The sequence below is a fragment of the Salipiger abyssi genome (assembly GCF_001975705.1).
In the GTDB taxonomy this organism is placed as follows: Bacteria; Pseudomonadota; Alphaproteobacteria; order Rhodobacterales; family Rhodobacteraceae; genus Salipiger; species Salipiger abyssi.
This window is the reverse complement of the sequence record NZ_CP015093.1, coordinates 3,600,018-3,615,829: the sequence shown is the minus strand read 5'-3', so window position 1 is coordinate 3,615,829 and position 15,812 is coordinate 3,600,018. Positions and strand designations below refer to the sequence as shown.

General features: G+C 67.6%; 18 protein-coding genes and 1 tRNA gene. 12 read left to right on the top strand and 7 right to left on the bottom strand.

Going from position 1 to position 15,812, the window contains the following annotated elements:
* Positions 1-78 precede the first annotated feature (78 nt).
* From Ga0080574_RS21175 to Ga0080574_RS21155, 5 genes are all read left to right on the top strand, one after another.
* Complete coding sequence (locus Ga0080574_RS21175; RefSeq protein ID WP_076704156.1) at positions 79-342, top strand: amidophosphoribosyltransferase; 264 nt, start codon at positions 79-81, stop codon at positions 340-342.
* 32 nt (positions 343-374) lie between these two features.
* Positions 375-1,022 (top strand): SDR family oxidoreductase, encoded by a 648-nt coding sequence (locus Ga0080574_RS21170; protein ID WP_076706090.1) that lies wholly within the window; start codon positions 375-377, stop codon positions 1,020-1,022.
* A gap of 145 nt (positions 1,023-1,167) precedes the next feature.
* On the top strand, positions 1,168-1,953 hold the full coding sequence (gene surE, locus Ga0080574_RS21165; protein WP_076704153.1) for a 5'/3'-nucleotidase SurE: 786 nt from the start codon (positions 1,168-1,170) through the stop codon (positions 1,951-1,953).
* Positions 1,950-2,594: a protein-L-isoaspartate(D-aspartate) O-methyltransferase gene (locus Ga0080574_RS21160; RefSeq protein ID WP_076704150.1), complete on the top strand. Its 645-nt coding sequence runs from the start codon at positions 1,950-1,952 to the stop codon at positions 2,592-2,594. Before surE ends, Ga0080574_RS21160 begins: the two co-directional genes overlap by 4 nt.
* 61 nt (positions 2,595-2,655) lie before the next feature.
* Positions 2,656-3,861, top strand: a complete 1,206-nt coding sequence (locus tag Ga0080574_RS21155) for a LysM peptidoglycan-binding domain-containing M23 family metallopeptidase (RefSeq protein ID WP_076704147.1) — start codon at positions 2,656-2,658, stop codon at positions 3,859-3,861.
* A gap of 153 nt (positions 3,862-4,014) precedes the next feature.
* Here Ga0080574_RS21155 and Ga0080574_RS21150 read toward each other — a convergent pair whose 3' ends face one another.
* From Ga0080574_RS21150 to Ga0080574_RS21135, 4 genes are read right to left on the bottom strand one after another with little or no spacing between them, the layout of a single operon-like run.
* Entirely contained in the window at positions 4,015-4,812 is a 798-nt protein-coding gene (locus tag Ga0080574_RS21150; protein WP_380659262.1) for an ATP-binding protein, read from the bottom strand.
* A gap of 41 nt (positions 4,813-4,853) precedes the next feature.
* Positions 4,854-5,840, bottom strand: coding sequence for a twin-arginine translocase subunit TatC (gene tatC / locus Ga0080574_RS21145; RefSeq protein ID WP_076704140.1), 987 nt, complete (start codon positions 5,838-5,840; stop codon positions 4,854-4,856).
* Positions 5,837-6,319, bottom strand: coding sequence for a Sec-independent protein translocase protein TatB (tatB, locus tag Ga0080574_RS21140; RefSeq protein WP_076704137.1), 483 nt, complete (start codon positions 6,317-6,319; stop codon positions 5,837-5,839). The genes tatC and tatB overlap by 4 nt, the downstream gene beginning before the upstream one ends.
* A gap of 3 nt (positions 6,320-6,322) precedes the next feature.
* Entirely contained in the window at positions 6,323-6,538 is a 216-nt protein-coding gene (locus tag Ga0080574_RS21135; protein ID WP_076704134.1) for a twin-arginine translocase TatA/TatE family subunit, read from the bottom strand.
* 210 nt (positions 6,539-6,748) lie between these two features.
* Between Ga0080574_RS21135 and Ga0080574_RS21130 the strand changes: the two genes are divergently transcribed.
* Positions 6,749-7,420 carry a helix-turn-helix transcriptional regulator gene (locus Ga0080574_RS21130; RefSeq protein ID WP_076704131.1) on the top strand — a complete coding sequence of 224 codons (672 nt, stop codon included), beginning with the start codon at positions 6,749-6,751 and terminating at the stop codon, positions 7,418-7,420.
* Between the two features lie 176 nt (positions 7,421-7,596).
* Here Ga0080574_RS21130 and Ga0080574_RS21125 read toward each other — a convergent pair whose 3' ends face one another.
* Entirely contained in the window at positions 7,597-8,172 is a 576-nt protein-coding gene (locus Ga0080574_RS21125) for a YceI family protein (protein WP_076704128.1), read from the bottom strand.
* 137 nt (positions 8,173-8,309) lie between these two features.
* Positions 8,310-8,549 carry a hypothetical protein gene (locus tag Ga0080574_RS21120; protein ID WP_076704125.1) on the bottom strand — a complete coding sequence of 80 codons (240 nt, stop codon included), beginning with the start codon at positions 8,547-8,549 and terminating at the stop codon, positions 8,310-8,312.
* Between the two features lie 264 nt (positions 8,550-8,813).
* On the opposite strand from Ga0080574_RS21120, the gene rpsF reads away from it, so the two are divergent.
* The 3 genes from rpsF to rplI are packed head-to-tail and all read left to right on the top strand — an operon-like array spanning position 8,814 to position 10,060.
* Entirely contained in the window at positions 8,814-9,170 is a 357-nt protein-coding gene (gene rpsF / locus Ga0080574_RS21115) for a 30S ribosomal protein S6 (protein ID WP_076704122.1), read from the top strand.
* 25 nt (positions 9,171-9,195) lie between these two features.
* A complete protein-coding gene (rpsR, locus tag Ga0080574_RS21110) occupies positions 9,196-9,423 on the top strand; it encodes a 30S ribosomal protein S18 (RefSeq protein ID WP_007800837.1) in 228 nt (75 codons plus the stop codon).
* Positions 9,424-9,436: 13 nt separating this feature from the next.
* Positions 9,437-10,060 (top strand): 50S ribosomal protein L9, encoded by a 624-nt coding sequence (gene rplI / locus Ga0080574_RS21105; protein ID WP_076704119.1) that lies wholly within the window; start codon positions 9,437-9,439, stop codon positions 10,058-10,060.
* A gap of 226 nt (positions 10,061-10,286) precedes the next feature.
* Here the strand turns inward: rplI and tig are convergent, their stop codons facing one another.
* Complete coding sequence (gene tig / locus Ga0080574_RS21100) at positions 10,287-11,618, bottom strand: trigger factor (RefSeq protein ID WP_076704116.1); 1,332 nt, start codon at positions 11,616-11,618, stop codon at positions 10,287-10,289.
* A 195-nt stretch (positions 11,619-11,813) separates the two neighbouring features.
* On the opposite strand from tig, the gene Ga0080574_RS21095 reads away from it, so the two are divergent.
* The 3 genes from Ga0080574_RS21095 (at position 11,814) to Ga0080574_RS21085 (ending at position 15,723) form a co-directional block, all read left to right on the top strand.
* Positions 11,814-11,887 (top strand) — tRNA-Gly (locus tag Ga0080574_RS21095).
* 102 nt (positions 11,888-11,989) lie between these two features.
* A complete protein-coding gene (locus Ga0080574_RS21090) occupies positions 11,990-13,120 on the top strand; it encodes a metallophosphoesterase family protein (RefSeq protein ID WP_076704113.1) in 1,131 nt (376 codons plus the stop codon).
* Positions 13,117-15,723 carry an AAA family ATPase gene (locus Ga0080574_RS21085; RefSeq protein WP_076704110.1) on the top strand — a complete coding sequence of 869 codons (2,607 nt, stop codon included), beginning with the start codon at positions 13,117-13,119 and terminating at the stop codon, positions 15,721-15,723. The genes Ga0080574_RS21090 and Ga0080574_RS21085 overlap by 4 nt, the downstream gene beginning before the upstream one ends.
* Positions 15,724-15,812 lie beyond the last annotated feature (89 nt).

The window sequence follows — 15,812 nt, the reverse complement described above, 5'->3', positions numbered from 1 at the left end:
GCGGCGCTATTTTCTGTAACCCGGCGACCCAATATCCGCCTGTCTCCATTTGCAACAACGCATGAGACACGCGCCATCATGGCACAGGCACAAACCCCTCAGGCCGTCGCGCAAAGCGCGACCACCTCCGCCCGCATCCCCAATCGCGGCCCGCTGCTGCTGGGCACCTTCGGCAAGGACAGCGCCCCCGAAGCGCTGATCCGCCTGCCCGGCGGGCGCACCGAGACCGTCAGCGTCGGCGACCGCGTGGCCGGTCTGCGGGTCGTCGCCATCGACACCGGACGCATCGCGCTGGCACGGGGCAGCAAGGCCGCCTGGCTGGAGCTGCCGGGCACGCGTTGACAAAGCGCACCGGGCGCGGCAATGGGGCGGGCATGACCGATCAGATCGCCATCGTTACCGGAGCCTCGCGCGGCCTGGGCTTCGCCCTCGCCGAGGCGCTCGCGCCCGCCTATCACATCGTTGCCGTCGCCCGCACCGTGGGCGGGCTCGAGGATCTCGACGACCGCATCAAGGCCAGGGGCGGCGACGCCACGCTGGCACCGATGGACATCACCAAACCCGAGGCCATGGCGCAGCTCTGCCGCGCGGTCTATGACCGCTGGGGCGGTGCCGCGCTCTGGGTGCACACGGCGATCCACGCAGCCCCGCTGGCCCCCGCCAGCCATATGGATGTGAAGGACTGGGAGCGGTCGGTCGCCACCAACCTCACCCCTATGGGCTATCTCATCCCCTATATGGCGCCGCTGCTGGGCGAGCATGGCCAGGCACTGTTCTTCGAGGACGAGCACGCGGGCGAGAAATTCTATGCCCATTACGGCACCACCAAATCCGCCCAGATCGCGCTGGCGCGCAGCTGGCAGGCGGAAAGCGTCAAGACCGGCCCGCGCGTGCAGATCCTCGCGCCGCAGCCGATGAACACCACCACCCGCATGCGCTTTCACCCCGGCGAGGACAAGGCGGCGCTGGCCACGCCCTATGCCGAGGCCGCCCGCCTGCTCGCCGAGGCCGGGCTCGCCTGAGCGGCCCCGGCCCTTTCATCTTTCCCGTAAATACTCAAAAAAGCCACGCCAGCGCGCGCATCGCCCCGGCAGCCGGGCGATCCGGCCTCCGCCGCTTGCCCCGCGCGCGGACTTTCCCTATTCAGGCGGAAAGACAGGGGCTTTCATGCGCATTCTCATCACCAATGACGACGGCATCAACGCCCCCGGGCTGAAGGTGCTCGAAGGCATCGCCGCCGAGATCGCCGGCCCGGAGGGTGAGGTCTGGACCGTGGCACCCGCTTTCGAGCAGTCCGGCGTCGCGCATTGCATCAGCTACACCCACCCGATGATGATCGTCGAGATGGGGCCGCGCCGCTGGGCCGCCGAGGGCAGCCCCGCCGATTGCGTGCTCGCCGGCATCCATGACGTGATGAAGGACGCGCGCCCCGACCTGGTGCTCTCCGGGGTCAACCGGGGCAACAACTCCGCCGAGAACGCGCTCTATTCCGGCACGCTGGGCGGCGCGCTCGAAGCCTCGCTCCAGGGCATCCCCGCCGTCGCGCTGTCGCAATATCTCGGGCCCGAGACGCGCGGGCTGGAGAACCCGTTCGAGGCGGCGGCCACCCATGGCGCCGGCGTCCTGCGCAGGATCCTCGCCGCGCAGGACGAGGCGCAGCCCGGCTATCGTCTCTTCTGGAACGTGAATTTCCCGCCCGTCCCCGCCGACCGCGTGCGGGAGACCCGCCTCGTGCCGCAGGGCAAGCGGCAGGGCACGGGCTTTACCACCGAGCCGCACCTGTCGCCCTCGGGCCGCCGCTTCCTGTGGATCCGTGGCGGCGACCAGCGCGCCGAAGCCTCCGCCGGCAGCGATGCGGATGTCAATCTCGCCGGCCATATCTCGGTGACGCCGATGCGCGCCGATTTCACCGCCCACGACACCCTGTCCGCGCTGAAGGACAGCTTCGCATGAGCTTTGACGCCGACGCCAAGATGCAGTTCCTCTTCGCGCTCCGCTCGCACGGGGTGACCGAGCGGCCCGTGCTTCAGGCGATGGAAAAGATCGACCGTGGCGCCTTCGTCAAAGGCTATTTCACCGAACGCGCCTATGAGGACATGCCGCTGCCGATCCCCTGCGGCCAGACCATCTCGCAACCCTCGGTGGTGGGCCTGATGACCCAGGCGCTGAAACTGAGCGGGCGCGAGAAGGTGCTCGAGATCGGCACCGGCTCGGGCTATCAGGCGGCGATCCTCAGCCAGCTCGCCCGCCGCGTCTATACCGTCGACCGCCACCGCCGGCTGGTGGCCGAGGCGCGCGCGGTGTTCGAGGCGCTGGATCTGGCAAACATCACCGCCTTTACCGCCGATGGCAGCTTCGGCCTGCCCGATCAGGCGCCGTTCGACCGGATTCTGGTCACCGCCGCCGCCGAGGATCCGCCCAGCCCGCTCTTGGCCCAGCTGCGGATTGGCGGTATCATGGTGCTGCCGGTGGGGCAGTCCGACGCCGTTCAGCATCTCATCCGTGTCACGCGCACGGAAGAAGGCTATGACTACGATGAGCTGCGCCCCGTGCGCTTCGTACCGCTGGTGGAAGGTCTGGCCAAGGACAGCTAGAGCCGCCGGCGTTGTTTTACGTGACGTCCCGGAGACAAGGGGCGCATCTGAGGATATCGAGATGGACAGCAGATCCCTCCCCCTTCGCTTTGGCGCGCCGCTGGCCTTCGCCGCCGCGCTCGGCGCTTGCTCGGGACCGTTCGACTATGACATGCGCGGCCGCATGGGCGGCCAGGTCGATACCAGCCAGGCGGCACTGGCGGCGGTGACGGAGCGCCCGCAGCCCGACGATCGCGGTATCATCTCCTATCCGAATTATCAGGTCGCGGTGGCGCGGCGCGGCGATACCGCCACCGACCTGGCCAACCGCATCGGTCTGCCCGCCGGCGAGCTTGCCCGCTACAACGGCATCCAGCCCGACGACCGGCTGCGTGATGGCGAGATCATCGCCCTGCCCCGCCGCGTCTCGGAACCCTCGCCCGCCACAGGCGCTGCGGCCACAGGCCCGATCCGCCCGGCAGAGGTCGATATCACCACGCTCGCCGGCAATGCCATCGAGAGCGCCCCGGCCACCCCTGCACAGACACAGCAGCAGCCAGAGGTGCGCATGCAAAGCGGCGTTGAGCCCATCCGCCACAAGGTGGCGCGCGGCGAAACCGCCTTTACCATCGCCCGGCTCTACAATGTCACCCCGCGTTCGCTGGCCGAGTGGAACGCGCTCGACAGCGACTACTCCCTGCGGGAAGGTCAGTATCTGCTGATCCCGGTGGTGGAGAAACCCGCCGCCAGCCCCAGCGACTCCGCCGTCACACCGCCGCCGGGCACCGGCTCGCAGACGCCCCAGCCGCCCTCGGCCTCGCAGCCGCTGCCGCAGGACGAGCCTTCGGTCGCCGAAAGCGCCGCCGCCGCGGCAACCGCGACGGAGGAGCCCGTGGCCGATATCGGTCAGAGCCAGAGCGCGCAGAGCAGCAGCTCTTCGGCAAAGATGTCCATGCCGGTCAATGGCAGCATCATCCGCGAATATGCCAAGGGCAAGAACGAGGGGATCGACATCTCGGCCTCTGCCGGCACCACCGTCAAGGCCGCCGCCAGCGGCACCGTGGCGGCGATCACCACCAATACCGACAATGTGCAGATCCTGGTGATCCGCCATCCCGACGAGGTGCTGTCGATCTACACCCATGTGGATCAGCTCAGCGTCCAGAAGGGCGATGCGGTGAGCCGTGGCCAGAGCATCGGCAAGGTGCGCGCGGGCGACCCGAGCTTCCTGCATTTCGAGGTGCGCAAGGGCTTCGACAGCGTCGACCCGATGACCTATCTGCGCTGATACGCACAGCGCATTCCCGAGAGGATTGTCCGGCCCCGGTGGCCGGACTTTTTTTGAGTATTTTCAGAAAGATGAAGGATCAGGGCGCTCCCGGAGGCGCTTTCATCTTTCTTCAAATACTCATGCGGCGTCGGGAACCGCGGCGCGGCGAGGTCACCCCAGCGCCACGCCCTTGCGGCCCGCCAGATCGGTGAAGAACTGCCAGGCGACGCGGCCCGAGCGCGCGCCGCGCGTCGCCTGCCATTCGATGGCCTCGGCGCGCAGCTCGTCTTCCTCCGCCGTGACGCCATAGGCGGCGCAATAGCCCCGGATCATCGCGAGATATTCGTCCTGCGAACAGGGGTGGAAGCCCAGCCAGAGCCCGAACCGGTCGGAGAGCGAAACCTTCTCCTCGACCGCCTCGGAGGGGTTGATCGCAGAGCTGCGCTCGTTCTCGATCATGTCGCGCGGCATCAGGTGGCGGCGGTTGGAGGTGGCGTAGAACAGCACATTGTCCGGGCGGCCTTCGATCCCGCCGTCAAGAACGGCCTTCAAGCTCTTGTAATGCTGGTCGTCATGGGAGAACGACAGGTCGTCGCAGAACAGCACAAACCGCTTGTCGGAGGCGCGCAGCAGGGTCAGCAGCCGCGCCACCGAGCCCAGATCCTCGCGCTGCAGCTCGACCAGCTTCAGATCTTCACCCTGTGCGCGAATTTCGGCGCATACTGCTTTGACAAGGCTCGATTTTCCCATCCCACGCGCACCCCAGAGCAGGGCGTTGTTCGCGGGCATGCCACGGGCGAACTGGGCGGTGTTCTGCAACAGCGTATCGCGGGTGCGGTCGATGCCCAGCAACAGCCGCAGCGGCACGCGGTTGACCTGCCCGACCGGTTGCAGCCGGTCGGGATCGACATGCCAGACAAAAGCCTCGGCGGCGTCGAAATCGGGAGCGGCGAGCGGCGCCGGAGCCATACGCTCCAGCGCCGCCGCGATGCGTTTCAATGCGGATTTAGTCACTTGGTCTTGTCCTCGTCGTCCGGCTCGCCGTCGTCCTCATCGAACTCGTCGAACATCGGGTCGTTTTCGGTATCCGGCTCGTCCTCGAACCAGAGCCCCTGCTCTTTCAGCTCCTTCTCGCGCTTCTTCTCGACCAGGCGGACGAGGAAGATCGAGATCTCGTAGAGCCCGTAAACCACGGTGAACAGGATCGCCTGGGTGGTGACATCCGGCGGCGTGACCAGCGCGGCCAGCACCAGGATTGCCACGACGGCGTATTTGCGCACCGAACCCAGCCCCTCGGAGGTCACCAGACCGGCCTTGCCCATCAGCGTGAGCAGCACCGGCAGCTGGAAGCAGAGGCCGAAGGCGATGATGAATTTCAGCGTGATGTCGAGGCTCTCGTTCACCTTGCCGAAGAAGGTGATGCGGATGCCCTCGCTGGTCTCGGGCACCATGGCGGGTTCGGAGGCCGCGACACCGGCGACGCCGTCGCTCACCCGATCCGCCGCCGTCGAGAGCAGGTTGGCAAAGATCGAGGAGACATCGGCAAAGCCCAGAAAGAACGCCATGGCGAGCGGTGTCACCACGAAATGCGCAAAGCTTGCGCCCAGCAGGAACATCACCGGAGAGGCGATCAGGAAGGGCAGGAACGCCCCCTTCTCCGACTTGTAGAGCCCCGGCGCCACGAAGCGCCAGAGCTGGTAGGAGATCACCGGGAAGGCCAGCGCGAAGCCGAAGACCATCGAGATCCGGAACAGCGTGAAGAGATATTCCTGCGGCGAGGTGTACTGCATGGTCGGCGACGGGTCGCCGAGCTCGCGCAGGGTCGCCTCGATCGGCCCCAGCAGGAATTGCAGGATCGGCTCGGCGACTGTGAAGGCCAGCACGATGCCGATGATGAAGGCGATCACCGAGCGGATGAGCCGCGTGCGCAGCTCGGCCAGATGCTCGATCAGCGGGGCCGAGCTGTCTTCGATCTCGTCATTTTCTGCCTGGCTCATGCCTCACCGTCTTTTTTCAGCGCCTCTTCCAGCTCGGCAGCCTTTGTGGCGGCCTCCTCGGCACGTTTCGCCGCCTGCTCCGCTTCGCGCCGTTGCCGGTCCGCCGCCGAGCGCGCAGCGCTCGCCTCGATCCGGCGTTTGGCGTCCGAGCGCTCGGCATCGAGCGCGCCGGGGTCTTCCTTGAGGCCCGTTTCCTTGCGCTCCGGCGTCGGATCGGTCATCGCGCGCGCCGCATCCTTGACCCCGTCAAAGGCCGAGCCCACCGGATTCGTGGCGCTTTTGAAGGTCTTGGCAACGTCGCGCATGCCGCTCTCGTCGGCGGCGTCGTTCATCGCGCGCGAAAACTCACGCGCCAAACCGCGCGCCTTGCCCATGAAGCGGCCCACATTGCGGAACAGCATCGGCAGGTCCTTCGGCCCGACGACGATCAGCGCCACGATGCCGATGACCATAAGCTCCGACCAACCCAGATCGAACATGGCTTACGCCTTGTCTTTCTCGTCTTCCGGGGTCACGTCCTTGGCCTCGTCGGCCTTGGCGTCCTCGAGTTCCTTGCCGCCCTCGTTCACGCCTTTCTTGAAGGCGGTGATGCCCTTGCCGACCTCTCCCATGAGGTTGGAAATCTTGCCGCGGCCGAACAGCACCAGCACCACGACGGCGATCAGCAGAAGGCCGGGAAGGCCGATATTGTTGAGCATGTCTCTTCTCCATCTCGCGGGCGCGCCCGGGCGCCCGGCGTTGAACGTCTCCTGTCTTTCTCTAGGCGCTTTCCCGGGGCGCGAAAAGCGGCCAACCGCATCGGCGGGCCTGCCGGACGGGATATTTCGCCCGCTTCATTGACATTATTCTGTCAGTTGCCCGAGAGTGCCGCACGCATCCCGACCCGCAGCAGCAAGGCGCCGAATCGCATGAGGAAATCCGACCGTCTCTTTGCCCTGCTCCAGCGGCTCAAGGATGGCCGGCTGCACACGGCGGAGGTGCTGGCGGAGGAATTCGGCGTCTCGGTGCGCACGATCTATCGCGACATGGACACGCTTGCCGCCTCGGGCGTGCCGGTGACGGGCAGGCGCGGTCGGGGCTATGCGGCGGAGGCCAGCATCACCCTGCCGCCGCTGAACCTGACGGAGACGGAGCTTGAGGTGCTGCATCTGGGGCTGGCCGCCGTGGGCGCGGGCGCCGGCGAGCTGCCGGAGCTGGCGGAGGCGGCAGAGAGCCTCTCGGCCAAGATCGACGCGGTGCTGCCGGAGGAGGCCAGCCCCGAGCCCGCGAGCTTCGGCTTTGCCGGCGCTGCCTATCGCGAGGCGGCGCAGGGGTTTCGCCACATGCCGGTGTTTCGTGCCGCGATCCGCGCCCGGCAAAAGCTGCGCGTGACGCTGAAGGGGCGCGACGGCGTGCAGGAGATCCGCCCGCTGGAGATCGACTATTGGGGCCGGGTCTGGACCTGCACCGCCTGGAACGAGACGCGGGGCGCGTTCGACAGTTTCCGCATCGACCGGGTGACGCAGCTCACGCCGCTGCCGGGGCTGTTTGTCGACGAGCCGGGCAAGCGCCTCTCGGATTACCGCGACCACAAGCGCTGAGCGCCGCCACCGACATGCCGGAGTGCAAAAAGCCCCCCGGACGCGCGGGGCTGTCCGGGGGGCTCACTCAAAAACCCAAAAGTCTTAACGAAATACCCAAACCACTCGTCAAAAGAGGTAAAGGCGGTACTCGTCAGCTACATAAAACGAGGTACTCGTTACCTACGAACCTGGGTTCATTCGGCTTTCATCGCCTCGACAGAGATCTCGACCTCGACCTCGTCGCTGACATAGGGGGCGAACATGCCGAGTTCGAACTCCGAGCGCACCAGCGTGGTGGTGGCGAAGAAGCCGAGCCAGGGCTTGCCCTCCATCGGGTGCTCGCCGGCCTGGTTCAGCGTGGCGTCGAGCACGACGGATTTGGTCACGCCGTTCAGGGTCAGGTCACCGGTGATCAGCGCGGTGTCGTCGCCGGTCACTTCGATGCCGGTGGAGGTGAAGGTGACCATCTCGCTGTCATCGGTGGCGCCGAAGAAATCGTCGCTCATGAAGTGCTCGAAACGCGCTTCCCAGCCGGTCAGCATCGAGCGCACGGGGAAGGACACCTCGACCGACGACGCGGCGGGGTCTTCGGCATCATAGGCAATTTCGCCCTCGAAGCCCGAGAACATGCCGTAGCCGGTCGAGTATCCGAGGTGGTTGTAGGAGAAGACGATCTGGCTGTGACTGGAGTCCAGCACATAGTTTTCGGGGGCTGCGACAGCGGCCAGCGGGGCAGCGGCCAGCAGGCCGGCGAAAAGGATGGTTTTCATACTCGGGCTCCGTGAGTTGGATGACGTTGGTCAATGCCCGAAAGATGGAGGTTTGCCGCGCCGCGGCAATTACCGCTGCTCCCACAGATACTGTTGAAAAATGAACATTGCCTTGCGCGGCATTGCGCGATTGCGGCTCAGTGGCCGCCACGCGCCCCGGTGATGCAGCACAGCCCGCCGATCAGAAAGAACAGCGACAGGCCCAGCTTGATCAGCGCCAGTTCCGGCAGCTGAGACGCGCCAGGCATGAGCCAGAGGCCGAAGGCCGCCATGGTGAGACCGCTGCCGACGACCAGCAGCACCGCGCGCAGAAAAAGCCCGAGCGCCAGGCCGGCGGCGGGGGTACGGGGCGGGATCGGTGTGGTATAGGCGGTCATGACGCAGGCTCCTCCGGCAGCAGGGGATCACAGGAATGTGCTTACCCTTGCCAACAAACCCGGCCATATTTCGGCGCGATCCGGGAAAATCGCGGGCGCCACGGCCTCATTTCCGCCCTTTGGCCACAAGGCTTGATCTCGTCGCCCCAGCGTGTATACGGGCGCATCCCTTTGCGAGACCGTATGAACCGCGCAGTCTCTCGTGGGCAGGAGCGAAGGGATCGCCTGCCCTATGAAATGCGCCTTGATAGAAATGGAGCTCACATGCCGCTTTACGAGCATGTCTTTATCGCGCGTCAGGATCTGTCCAACGCGCAGGCCGAGGGCCTCGTCGAACATTTCAGCACCGTGCTTTCGGACAATGGCGGCAAGGTCGTCGAATCCGAGTACTGGGGCGTCAAGACGATGGCCTACAAGATCAACAAGAACCGCAAGGGCCACTATGCCTTCCTGCGCACCGACTCCCCCGCGACCGCGGTGCAGGAGATGGAGCGCCTGATGCGGCTGCACGACGACGTGATGCGCGTTCTGACCATCAAGGTCGATGAGCATGCCGAAGGCCCGTCGATCCAGATGCAGAAACGCGACGAACGTGACAACCGTCGCGACCGGCGCAACTGATACCCTGAAGAAGAGGAGTTAAACCATGGCTGCAAAACCGTTTTTCCGCCGCCGCAAGGTCTGCCCCTTCTCGGGCGACAATGCACCCAAGATTGACTACAAAGACACCAAGCTGCTTCAGCGCTACATCTCCGAGCGCGGCAAGATCGTGCCCTCGCGGATCACCGCTGTCAGCGCCAAGAAGCAGCGTGAGCTGGCCCGTGCCATCAAGCGCGCCCGCTTCCTCGCCCTGCTGCCCTACGTCGTGAAGTAAGGAGATCGGACCCATGCAAGTCATCCTTCTGGAACGCGTGGCCAAGCTCGGCCAGATGGGCGATGTCGTCGACGTCAAGCCCGGCTATGCCCGCAACTACCTGCTGCTTCAAGGCAAGGCGCTGACCGCCTCGAAAGAGAACATCGCGCAGTTCGAGACCCAGAAAGCGCAGCTCGAAGCGCGCAACCTGGAAACCAAGAAAGAGGCCGAAGCCCTCGCCGAGAAGCTGGACGCCCAGCAGTTCGTCGTGATTCGCCAGGCCTCCGACGGCGGCAACCTCTACGGCTCGGTCACCACCCGTGACGCCGCCGACGTGGCCACCGAGGAAGGTTTCTCGATCGACCGCAAGCAGGTCATCATCCGCCAGCCGATCAAAGAGCTGGGTCTGCACGAGGTCGAGGTGCACCTGCACCCCGAGGTCGTGTGCACGATCAGCCTGAACGTCGCGCGCTCGCCGGAAGAGGCCGAGCTGCAAGCGTCGGGCAAGTCGATCCAGGAACTCGCCGCCGAGGAAGAGGCCCAGGCCGAATTCGAGATCGCCGAGCTCTTCGACGATATCGGTGCCGCCTCGTCGGAAGATTCCGATCTGGTCGAGACCCCCGAGGGCCGCGCCGCGGAAGAAGCCGAGGAAAACTGAGCCCCCGCGTTCGTTTTTTCATCCAAGACATGATGAACCGCGCCGGATCTCCGGCGCGGTTTTTCGTTGTGCGCGGGTGAGGAAAAGTGCCCGGGAGCGAGGGCCTGGGATCAGCATCGCCGGAATTGGCGGAGCCGGCCAACAGGCTCCTCCCAAACGAAAAAGAGCGGACCGCATGGCCCGCTCTTTCTATTCTGCGCTGCCGGGGTCGCCCCCGGCCGGGTTATCACTCGTCGTCGAGCGCTTCGACGGCGGTCTGAAGCTCTTCCTTGGTGATCTCTTTCTCGGTCACGGTCGCCTGCTCGGCGATGTGGTCGATCACCTTGTCCTCGAAGATCGGCGCGCGGAGCTGCTGCTGCATCTGCGCGTTCTGGCGCACGAAATCGAAGAAGGCGCGTTCCTGGCCCGGGTACTGGCGCGCCTGCGCCATGATCGCCTGGGTCATCTCGGCATCGGTGACCTCGACCTCGGCCTTCTGGCCGATCTCGGCCAGCAGCAGGCCCAGACGCACGCGGCGCTCGGCGAGGGTCTTGTGCTCGTCGGTCGGCTCCATCTCGCCGTGATCGTGGCCGTGATCCTCCGGGTGCTCTTCGTGATAGAGCTGATGCGCGATCTGCTTGGCCTCGGCATCGACCAGCGACGGCGGCAGCTCGAAGCTCACCAGCGTGTCGAGCTTGTCGAGCAGGCCGCGCTTCATCACCTGACGCGCGGCGCCGGTGTATTCGGCCTCCAGGCGCTCGCGGATCTGGCCTTTCAGCGACTCGAGATCCTCGGCGCCGAATTTCTTCGCCAACTCATCGTCGACCTCGGCGGCCACCGGCTCCTTGACGGCCTTGACGGTCACGTCGAAGACAGCCGCCTTGCCGGCCAGATGCTCGGCACCGTATTCCTCGGGGAAGGTGACCTCGACGGATTTCTCTTCCTCGACCTTCACGCCGACAAGCTGCTCTTCGAAGCCCGGGATGAAGGAGTTGGAGCCCAGCACGAGCGGGTAATCCTCGGCGGCGCCGCCCTCGAAGGGCTCACCGTCGACCTTGCCGACAAAGTCGATCACGACCTGATCGCCGTCCTTGGCCTTGGTGCCCTTGCGGCGGTCCTTGAAATCCTGCGCGGTCTCGGCGAGCGAGGCCAGCGCCTCCTCGACGGCGGCATCGTCGGCCTTCACCACCAGCTTCTCGATCTCGACGCCGGAGAAATCGACCTCGGGCACCTCGGGGAGCTTTTCATAGGACATCTCGACATTGACGTCGTCGCCCTCTTTCCAGTCCTCGTTGGTCATCTTGACCTCGGGCTGGAGCGCCGGACGGTCGCCGCTGTCCTCGAAATGCTTCGACATGGCCTCGTCGATCGCTTCCTGCATCGACTCGCCCATCAGGCGCTGGCCGAACTGCTTTTTCAGCAGCGGCATCGGGACCTTGCCCTTGCGGAAGCCCTTCATCTCGATCTCGGGCTGCGCCTCGGCGAGCTTGGCATTGACCTTCGCGTCCAGTTCCTCGGCGGTGAGGATCAGTTCATAGGCCCGCTTCAGCCCTTCGTTCAGCGTCTCGGTGACCTGCATACCATCTTCCTTGGTTCTTGCGCGGCCCTCGTCGCAGTGCCGCCTCTCTCTGTCGAATTTGCGGTCTTCTATGCGTCCGCGCCCTTGCGTGCAAGGCGCATTTGCGTGCCGCGGCGCGGCATGGGCACCCGCCCGCGCGCCGGGTAAAAGACTCCCTTGCCAGCGCCCGATCCGTGCAGTAATCAAACGCCTGTCGCGGGTGTAGCTCAATGGTAGAGCAGCAGCTTCCCAAGCTGACGACGAGGGTTCGATTCCCTTCACCCGCTCCAATCCCCCCGCCCGGTCCGATTTCGCCTGCACACAGTACCGCTGTTGCGCGACGTGGCGCGCCCTTGCCAAGCGCCCGGCGGACGGGCACAGATTGGGCCGTCATGACACTCCGCTTCCTGCACAGCTCCGATCTGCATCTCGGCCGGACCTTCGCCAATATCCCCGAGCCGCCCGACGGCAATATCCGTGGCCGCCTGATGGAGGCGCGTCACGCCGCCATCGCGCGGCTGGCCGACGCGGCCCGGGCCGAGGGCGCGGCGCATATCCTGCTCGCCGGCGACACGTTCGACACCGCCACCCCCTCGCCGACGCTGATCCGCCAGAGCCTCGCCGCCATGGGTGAGGCGGCGGAGATCACCTGGTGGCTGCTGCCCGGAAACCACGACAACCTCCGTGATGCCGAGCCGCTCTGGGAAACGCTGCGCCGCGATGCCCCCGGCAATCTCCGCGCCCTGACCGAGGCGGCGCCGGTACCGCTCGCCCCGGGCGCCACGCTGCTGCCCTGCCCGGTCGCCTGGCGCGCCACCGGCAGCGACCCGACGGCCTCCCTGCCGGCGATGGAGAGCCCCGAAGGCGATCTACGCATCGCGCTCGCCCATGGCGGCATCACCGATTTCACCGAGAGCGGCGGCGCCATCGCGCCGGATCGCGAGCGCAGCGCCCGGCTCGACTATCTGGCGCTCGGCGACTGGCATGGGCGCATGGCGGTCTCTGCGCGCACCCAATATCCCGGCACGCCCGAGCAGGACCGCTTCAAGCACAACCGCCGGGGCGTCTGCCTGAGCGTGGCGCTCGACGGCCCCGGCGCCACGCCGCAGCTGCGCGAGATCGAGACCGGCGCCTTTCTCTGGGAGGAGGCCGCGCTCACCCTGCATCCGCGTCAGGATGCGGGCGCGGCGCTCGAGGCGCTGCTGCCGGCGCGCGGGCGGCGCGACATCCTGCTGCGCGTCGTGGCCGATGGCTGGGCCGGGCTCTCCGATCAGTTGGCGCTGCGCCGGGCGGTGGCGCGGCTCGGTCCGGAATTCGCCCATTTCGAGCTGCGCAGCGATGCGCTCGGCACGCAATACGATGCCGCCGATCTCGACGAGATCGACCATGCCGGCGCGCTGCGCCTCGCCGCCAATGCCCTGCAGGACGAGGCCGAGGATCCGGCCCGCGCCGAGGCCGAGCGCCGCGTCGCGGGTGACGCGCTGGTCCGGCTCTACGCCTATATGCGCGAGGGCGAACCATGAGACTGCGCGCCATCCGACTGGAAAACGTCCGCCGCTTCACCACGCCGGTGACGGTCGAGGGCATCGCCGACGGGCTCAACGTGCTGAGCGAGCCCAACGAGTCGGGAAAATCCACGCTCTTCGATGCGCTTCAGGCGCTGTTCTTCAAGCCACACGGTTCGCGCGACAAGGAGGTCTCGTCGCTGCGCCCGCATGCCGGCGGCGCGCCCGAGATCGCGGTCGAGGTGGAGACCGAGGCGGGCCGCTTCACCATCGCCAAGCGCTGGTTTTCCAAAGCCATGGCAACCGTGCATCAGGGCGAGCGCCTCGTGGCGCAGTCCGACGCCGCCGAGGCCTGGATTGCCGATCTGCTCGGCGGTCCCGAGGGCGGGCCGTCCGGCCTGATCTGGGTGCGCCAAGGGGTGACCGATCTCGGCGGCGGCAGCACGCGCGAGCAGAAGGCGGCGCTGGAGGCGCGGCGCGACCTGATGTCCTCGATCGGCGAGGAGGTCGAGGCGATGACCGGCGGGCGGCGCATGGATATGGCGCTGGCGCGCTGCCGCGAGGAGCTGGAGCGCTATGCCAGCGGCAAGACCCGCCGCCCGCGCGGCCCCTGGAAAGAGGCGCAGGACGCGGTGGCGGCGCTGGAGGCGGAGCAGGCGGCGCTCTCCACCACCGTGGACGCGTTGCACGAGGCGCTGGCGGAGCGCAGCCGTTCGCGCCGCGCGCTGGCCGAGCTGGAGGATCCCGACGCGGTGGCGGCACGACAGGCGCGGCTGGAGAGCGCGCGCGAGGCCATGCGCCAAGCGGAGCGCCATGCGGAGGCGCTGGAGACTGCCAACCGCCGGCTGGAGACGGCGCAGCTCACCCTGGGCACCGCACGCGACCGGCTGGAGCGGTTCCGCGCCGCAGCCCAGGAGGCAAAGGAGGCGGGCGCGCTGGTGTCGGAGACCGAAGCCAGCGCAGCGACCGCCGCGGAGACACAGGCGGCGCGGCAAAAGGACAAGGACGCCGCCGATACCGCACTTGAGACGGCACAGGCCGCGCTGACCATGGCCGCGGACGCGCATCGCCGCGCCGAGCGCGCGCAGGCCGCCCGCGAGGGGGCCGAACGGCGCCACGAGCTGGCGGACCGCATCGCCCGCGCCGAGCAGGCCCGCGCCACCATGGAGACGGCAAGCGGCGCCATGCGCAACGGCCCTGACGCCGCCGCCCTGCGGCGGATCGAGGCGCTGGTCGCCGAGCGCGCTGCCGCCCTCGCCGCCCGTGACGCCACCGCGACGCGGATCAGCATGCAGTACGCGCCGGGCAAGGCCGGCACGGTGCGCCGCGATGGCGAACCGCTGCCCGATGGTATGCCCCTGCCCCTGACCCGCTCGCAGCGGCTGGAAATCGAGGGCATCGGCACGCTCGACATCCAGCCCGGTGACGGCAGCGCCAATGTCGGCGGGCTGGAGCGCGCCGAAACAGCCCTGCGCAAGGCGCTCGATGCGCTGGAAGTGGAGAGCGTCGAGAACGCCCGCAGGGCGGCCGAGACGCGCGCGGAGGCCAGCCAGAATTTCGACTCGGCGCAGGCGGTGTTCCGCAGCCTCGCGCCCGAGGGGCTCGACCCGCTGCGCGCCGCTCTCGCCCGCATCCCGGCCCCGGACGATGACGGCCCCGCCGCCGACCCCTCCGAAACCGAGGCCGCGCTGCGCGCCGCGCAGGACGCGGCCAAGCTGGCGCAGGCGCAGCGCGACAGCGCCGCCGAACGGCTCGCCGATGCCCGCGCCGAGGCCGCGAAACAGGCCGCGGCGCTCGCCGGTCTGCGCGACCGCCTCCGGCGCGCCACCGAGGCGCAGAGTCGCGCCGGCGAAACCGGAGAAGACGCCCTCACTGAGGCACTGCAACGGGCGCTCGCCGCCTGCGATGCCGCCGAGGCGCAGCGCGACGAGACCGCGCGCAACGCCCCCGACATGGCCTCCGCCCGGGCTGCGCTGCAACGGGCGCAATCGGTCGACACACGCGCCCGTGACGAGATCGCCCGGCTGACCCCGCTGCTCGCCACGCTCGATGAGCGCATCGCGCGCGGCTCCGGCGAGGCGGTGGAGGAGCGGCTGGCCGAGACCGAGCAGGCGCTTGCCACCGCGCGCGACGACCGCGACCGCATCGCCCATGAGGTTGCCGTGCTGAGCCGTCTCGAATCCGCGCTCGAATCCGCCCGCAACGACGCGCGCGAGCGCTATTTCACCCCGGTCGCCACCGAGCTGAAACCGCTCCTGCAACTGCTCTGGCCCGAGGCGGAGCTGACCTGGGGCCAGGACACGCTGCTGCCGCACGCGCTGATCCGCGCCGGCGCCGAAGAGCCGGTGGATATCCTCTCCGGCGGCACGCAGGAGCAGCTTGCCCTGCTGGTCCGGCTGGCCTTTGCGCGCATGCTCTCGGCGGCGGGACGCCCGGCGCCGGTGATCCTCGACGACGCGCTGGTCTTTACCGATGACGACCGGATCGAGCGCATGTTCGACGCGCTGCACCGTCAGGCGGGCGATCTACAGATCCTCGTGCTGACCTGCCGCCAGCGCGCCTTTCGCGATCTCGGCGGCACCGCGCTGCGGCTGGAAGGGCAGCGTCCGGGCGGATTGTGAGACCGGTGCGCCCGGCCTGACCGCAGAGGCCCCGGATCACGTCCAGGGCGGGCGGCCTGCAGGGTGGGCAATCTGCCCACCGCTCATCA

Coding starts and splice junctions, on each gene's coding strand:
- Ga0080574_RS21175 (WP_076704156.1), top strand. CDS start 79: ATGGCACAGGCACAAACCCCTCAGGCCGTCGCGCAAAGCGCGACCACC.
- Ga0080574_RS21170 (WP_076706090.1), top strand. CDS start 375: ATGACCGATCAGATCGCCATCGTTACCGGAGCCTCGCGCGGCCTGGGC.
- surE (WP_076704153.1), top strand. CDS start 1,168: ATGCGCATTCTCATCACCAATGACGACGGCATCAACGCCCCCGGGCTG.
- Ga0080574_RS21160 (WP_076704150.1), top strand. CDS start 1,950: ATGAGCTTTGACGCCGACGCCAAGATGCAGTTCCTCTTCGCGCTCCGC.
- Ga0080574_RS21155 (WP_076704147.1), top strand. CDS start 2,656: ATGGACAGCAGATCCCTCCCCCTTCGCTTTGGCGCGCCGCTGGCCTTC.
- Ga0080574_RS21150 (WP_380659262.1), bottom strand. CDS start 4,812: ATGGCTCCGGCGCCGCTCGCCGCTCCCGATTTCGACGCCGCCGAGGCT.
- tatC (WP_076704140.1), bottom strand. CDS start 5,840: ATGAGCCAGGCAGAAAATGACGAGATCGAAGACAGCTCGGCCCCGCTG.
- tatB (WP_076704137.1), bottom strand. CDS start 6,319: ATGTTCGATCTGGGTTGGTCGGAGCTTATGGTCATCGGCATCGTGGCG.
- Ga0080574_RS21135 (WP_076704134.1), bottom strand. CDS start 6,538: ATGCTCAACAATATCGGCCTTCCCGGCCTTCTGCTGATCGCCGTCGTG.
- Ga0080574_RS21130 (WP_076704131.1), top strand. CDS start 6,749: ATGAGGAAATCCGACCGTCTCTTTGCCCTGCTCCAGCGGCTCAAGGAT.
- Ga0080574_RS21125 (WP_076704128.1), bottom strand. CDS start 8,172: ATGAAAACCATCCTTTTCGCCGGCCTGCTGGCCGCTGCCCCGCTGGCC.
- Ga0080574_RS21120 (WP_076704125.1), bottom strand. CDS start 8,549: ATGACCGCCTATACCACACCGATCCCGCCCCGTACCCCCGCCGCCGGC.
- rpsF (WP_076704122.1), top strand. CDS start 8,814: ATGCCGCTTTACGAGCATGTCTTTATCGCGCGTCAGGATCTGTCCAAC.
- rpsR (WP_007800837.1), top strand. CDS start 9,196: ATGGCTGCAAAACCGTTTTTCCGCCGCCGCAAGGTCTGCCCCTTCTCG.
- rplI (WP_076704119.1), top strand. CDS start 9,437: ATGCAAGTCATCCTTCTGGAACGCGTGGCCAAGCTCGGCCAGATGGGC.
- tig (WP_076704116.1), bottom strand. CDS start 11,618: ATGCAGGTCACCGAGACGCTGAACGAAGGGCTGAAGCGGGCCTATGAA.
- Ga0080574_RS21090 (WP_076704113.1), top strand. CDS start 11,990: ATGACACTCCGCTTCCTGCACAGCTCCGATCTGCATCTCGGCCGGACC.
- Ga0080574_RS21085 (WP_076704110.1), top strand. CDS start 13,117: ATGAGACTGCGCGCCATCCGACTGGAAAACGTCCGCCGCTTCACCACG.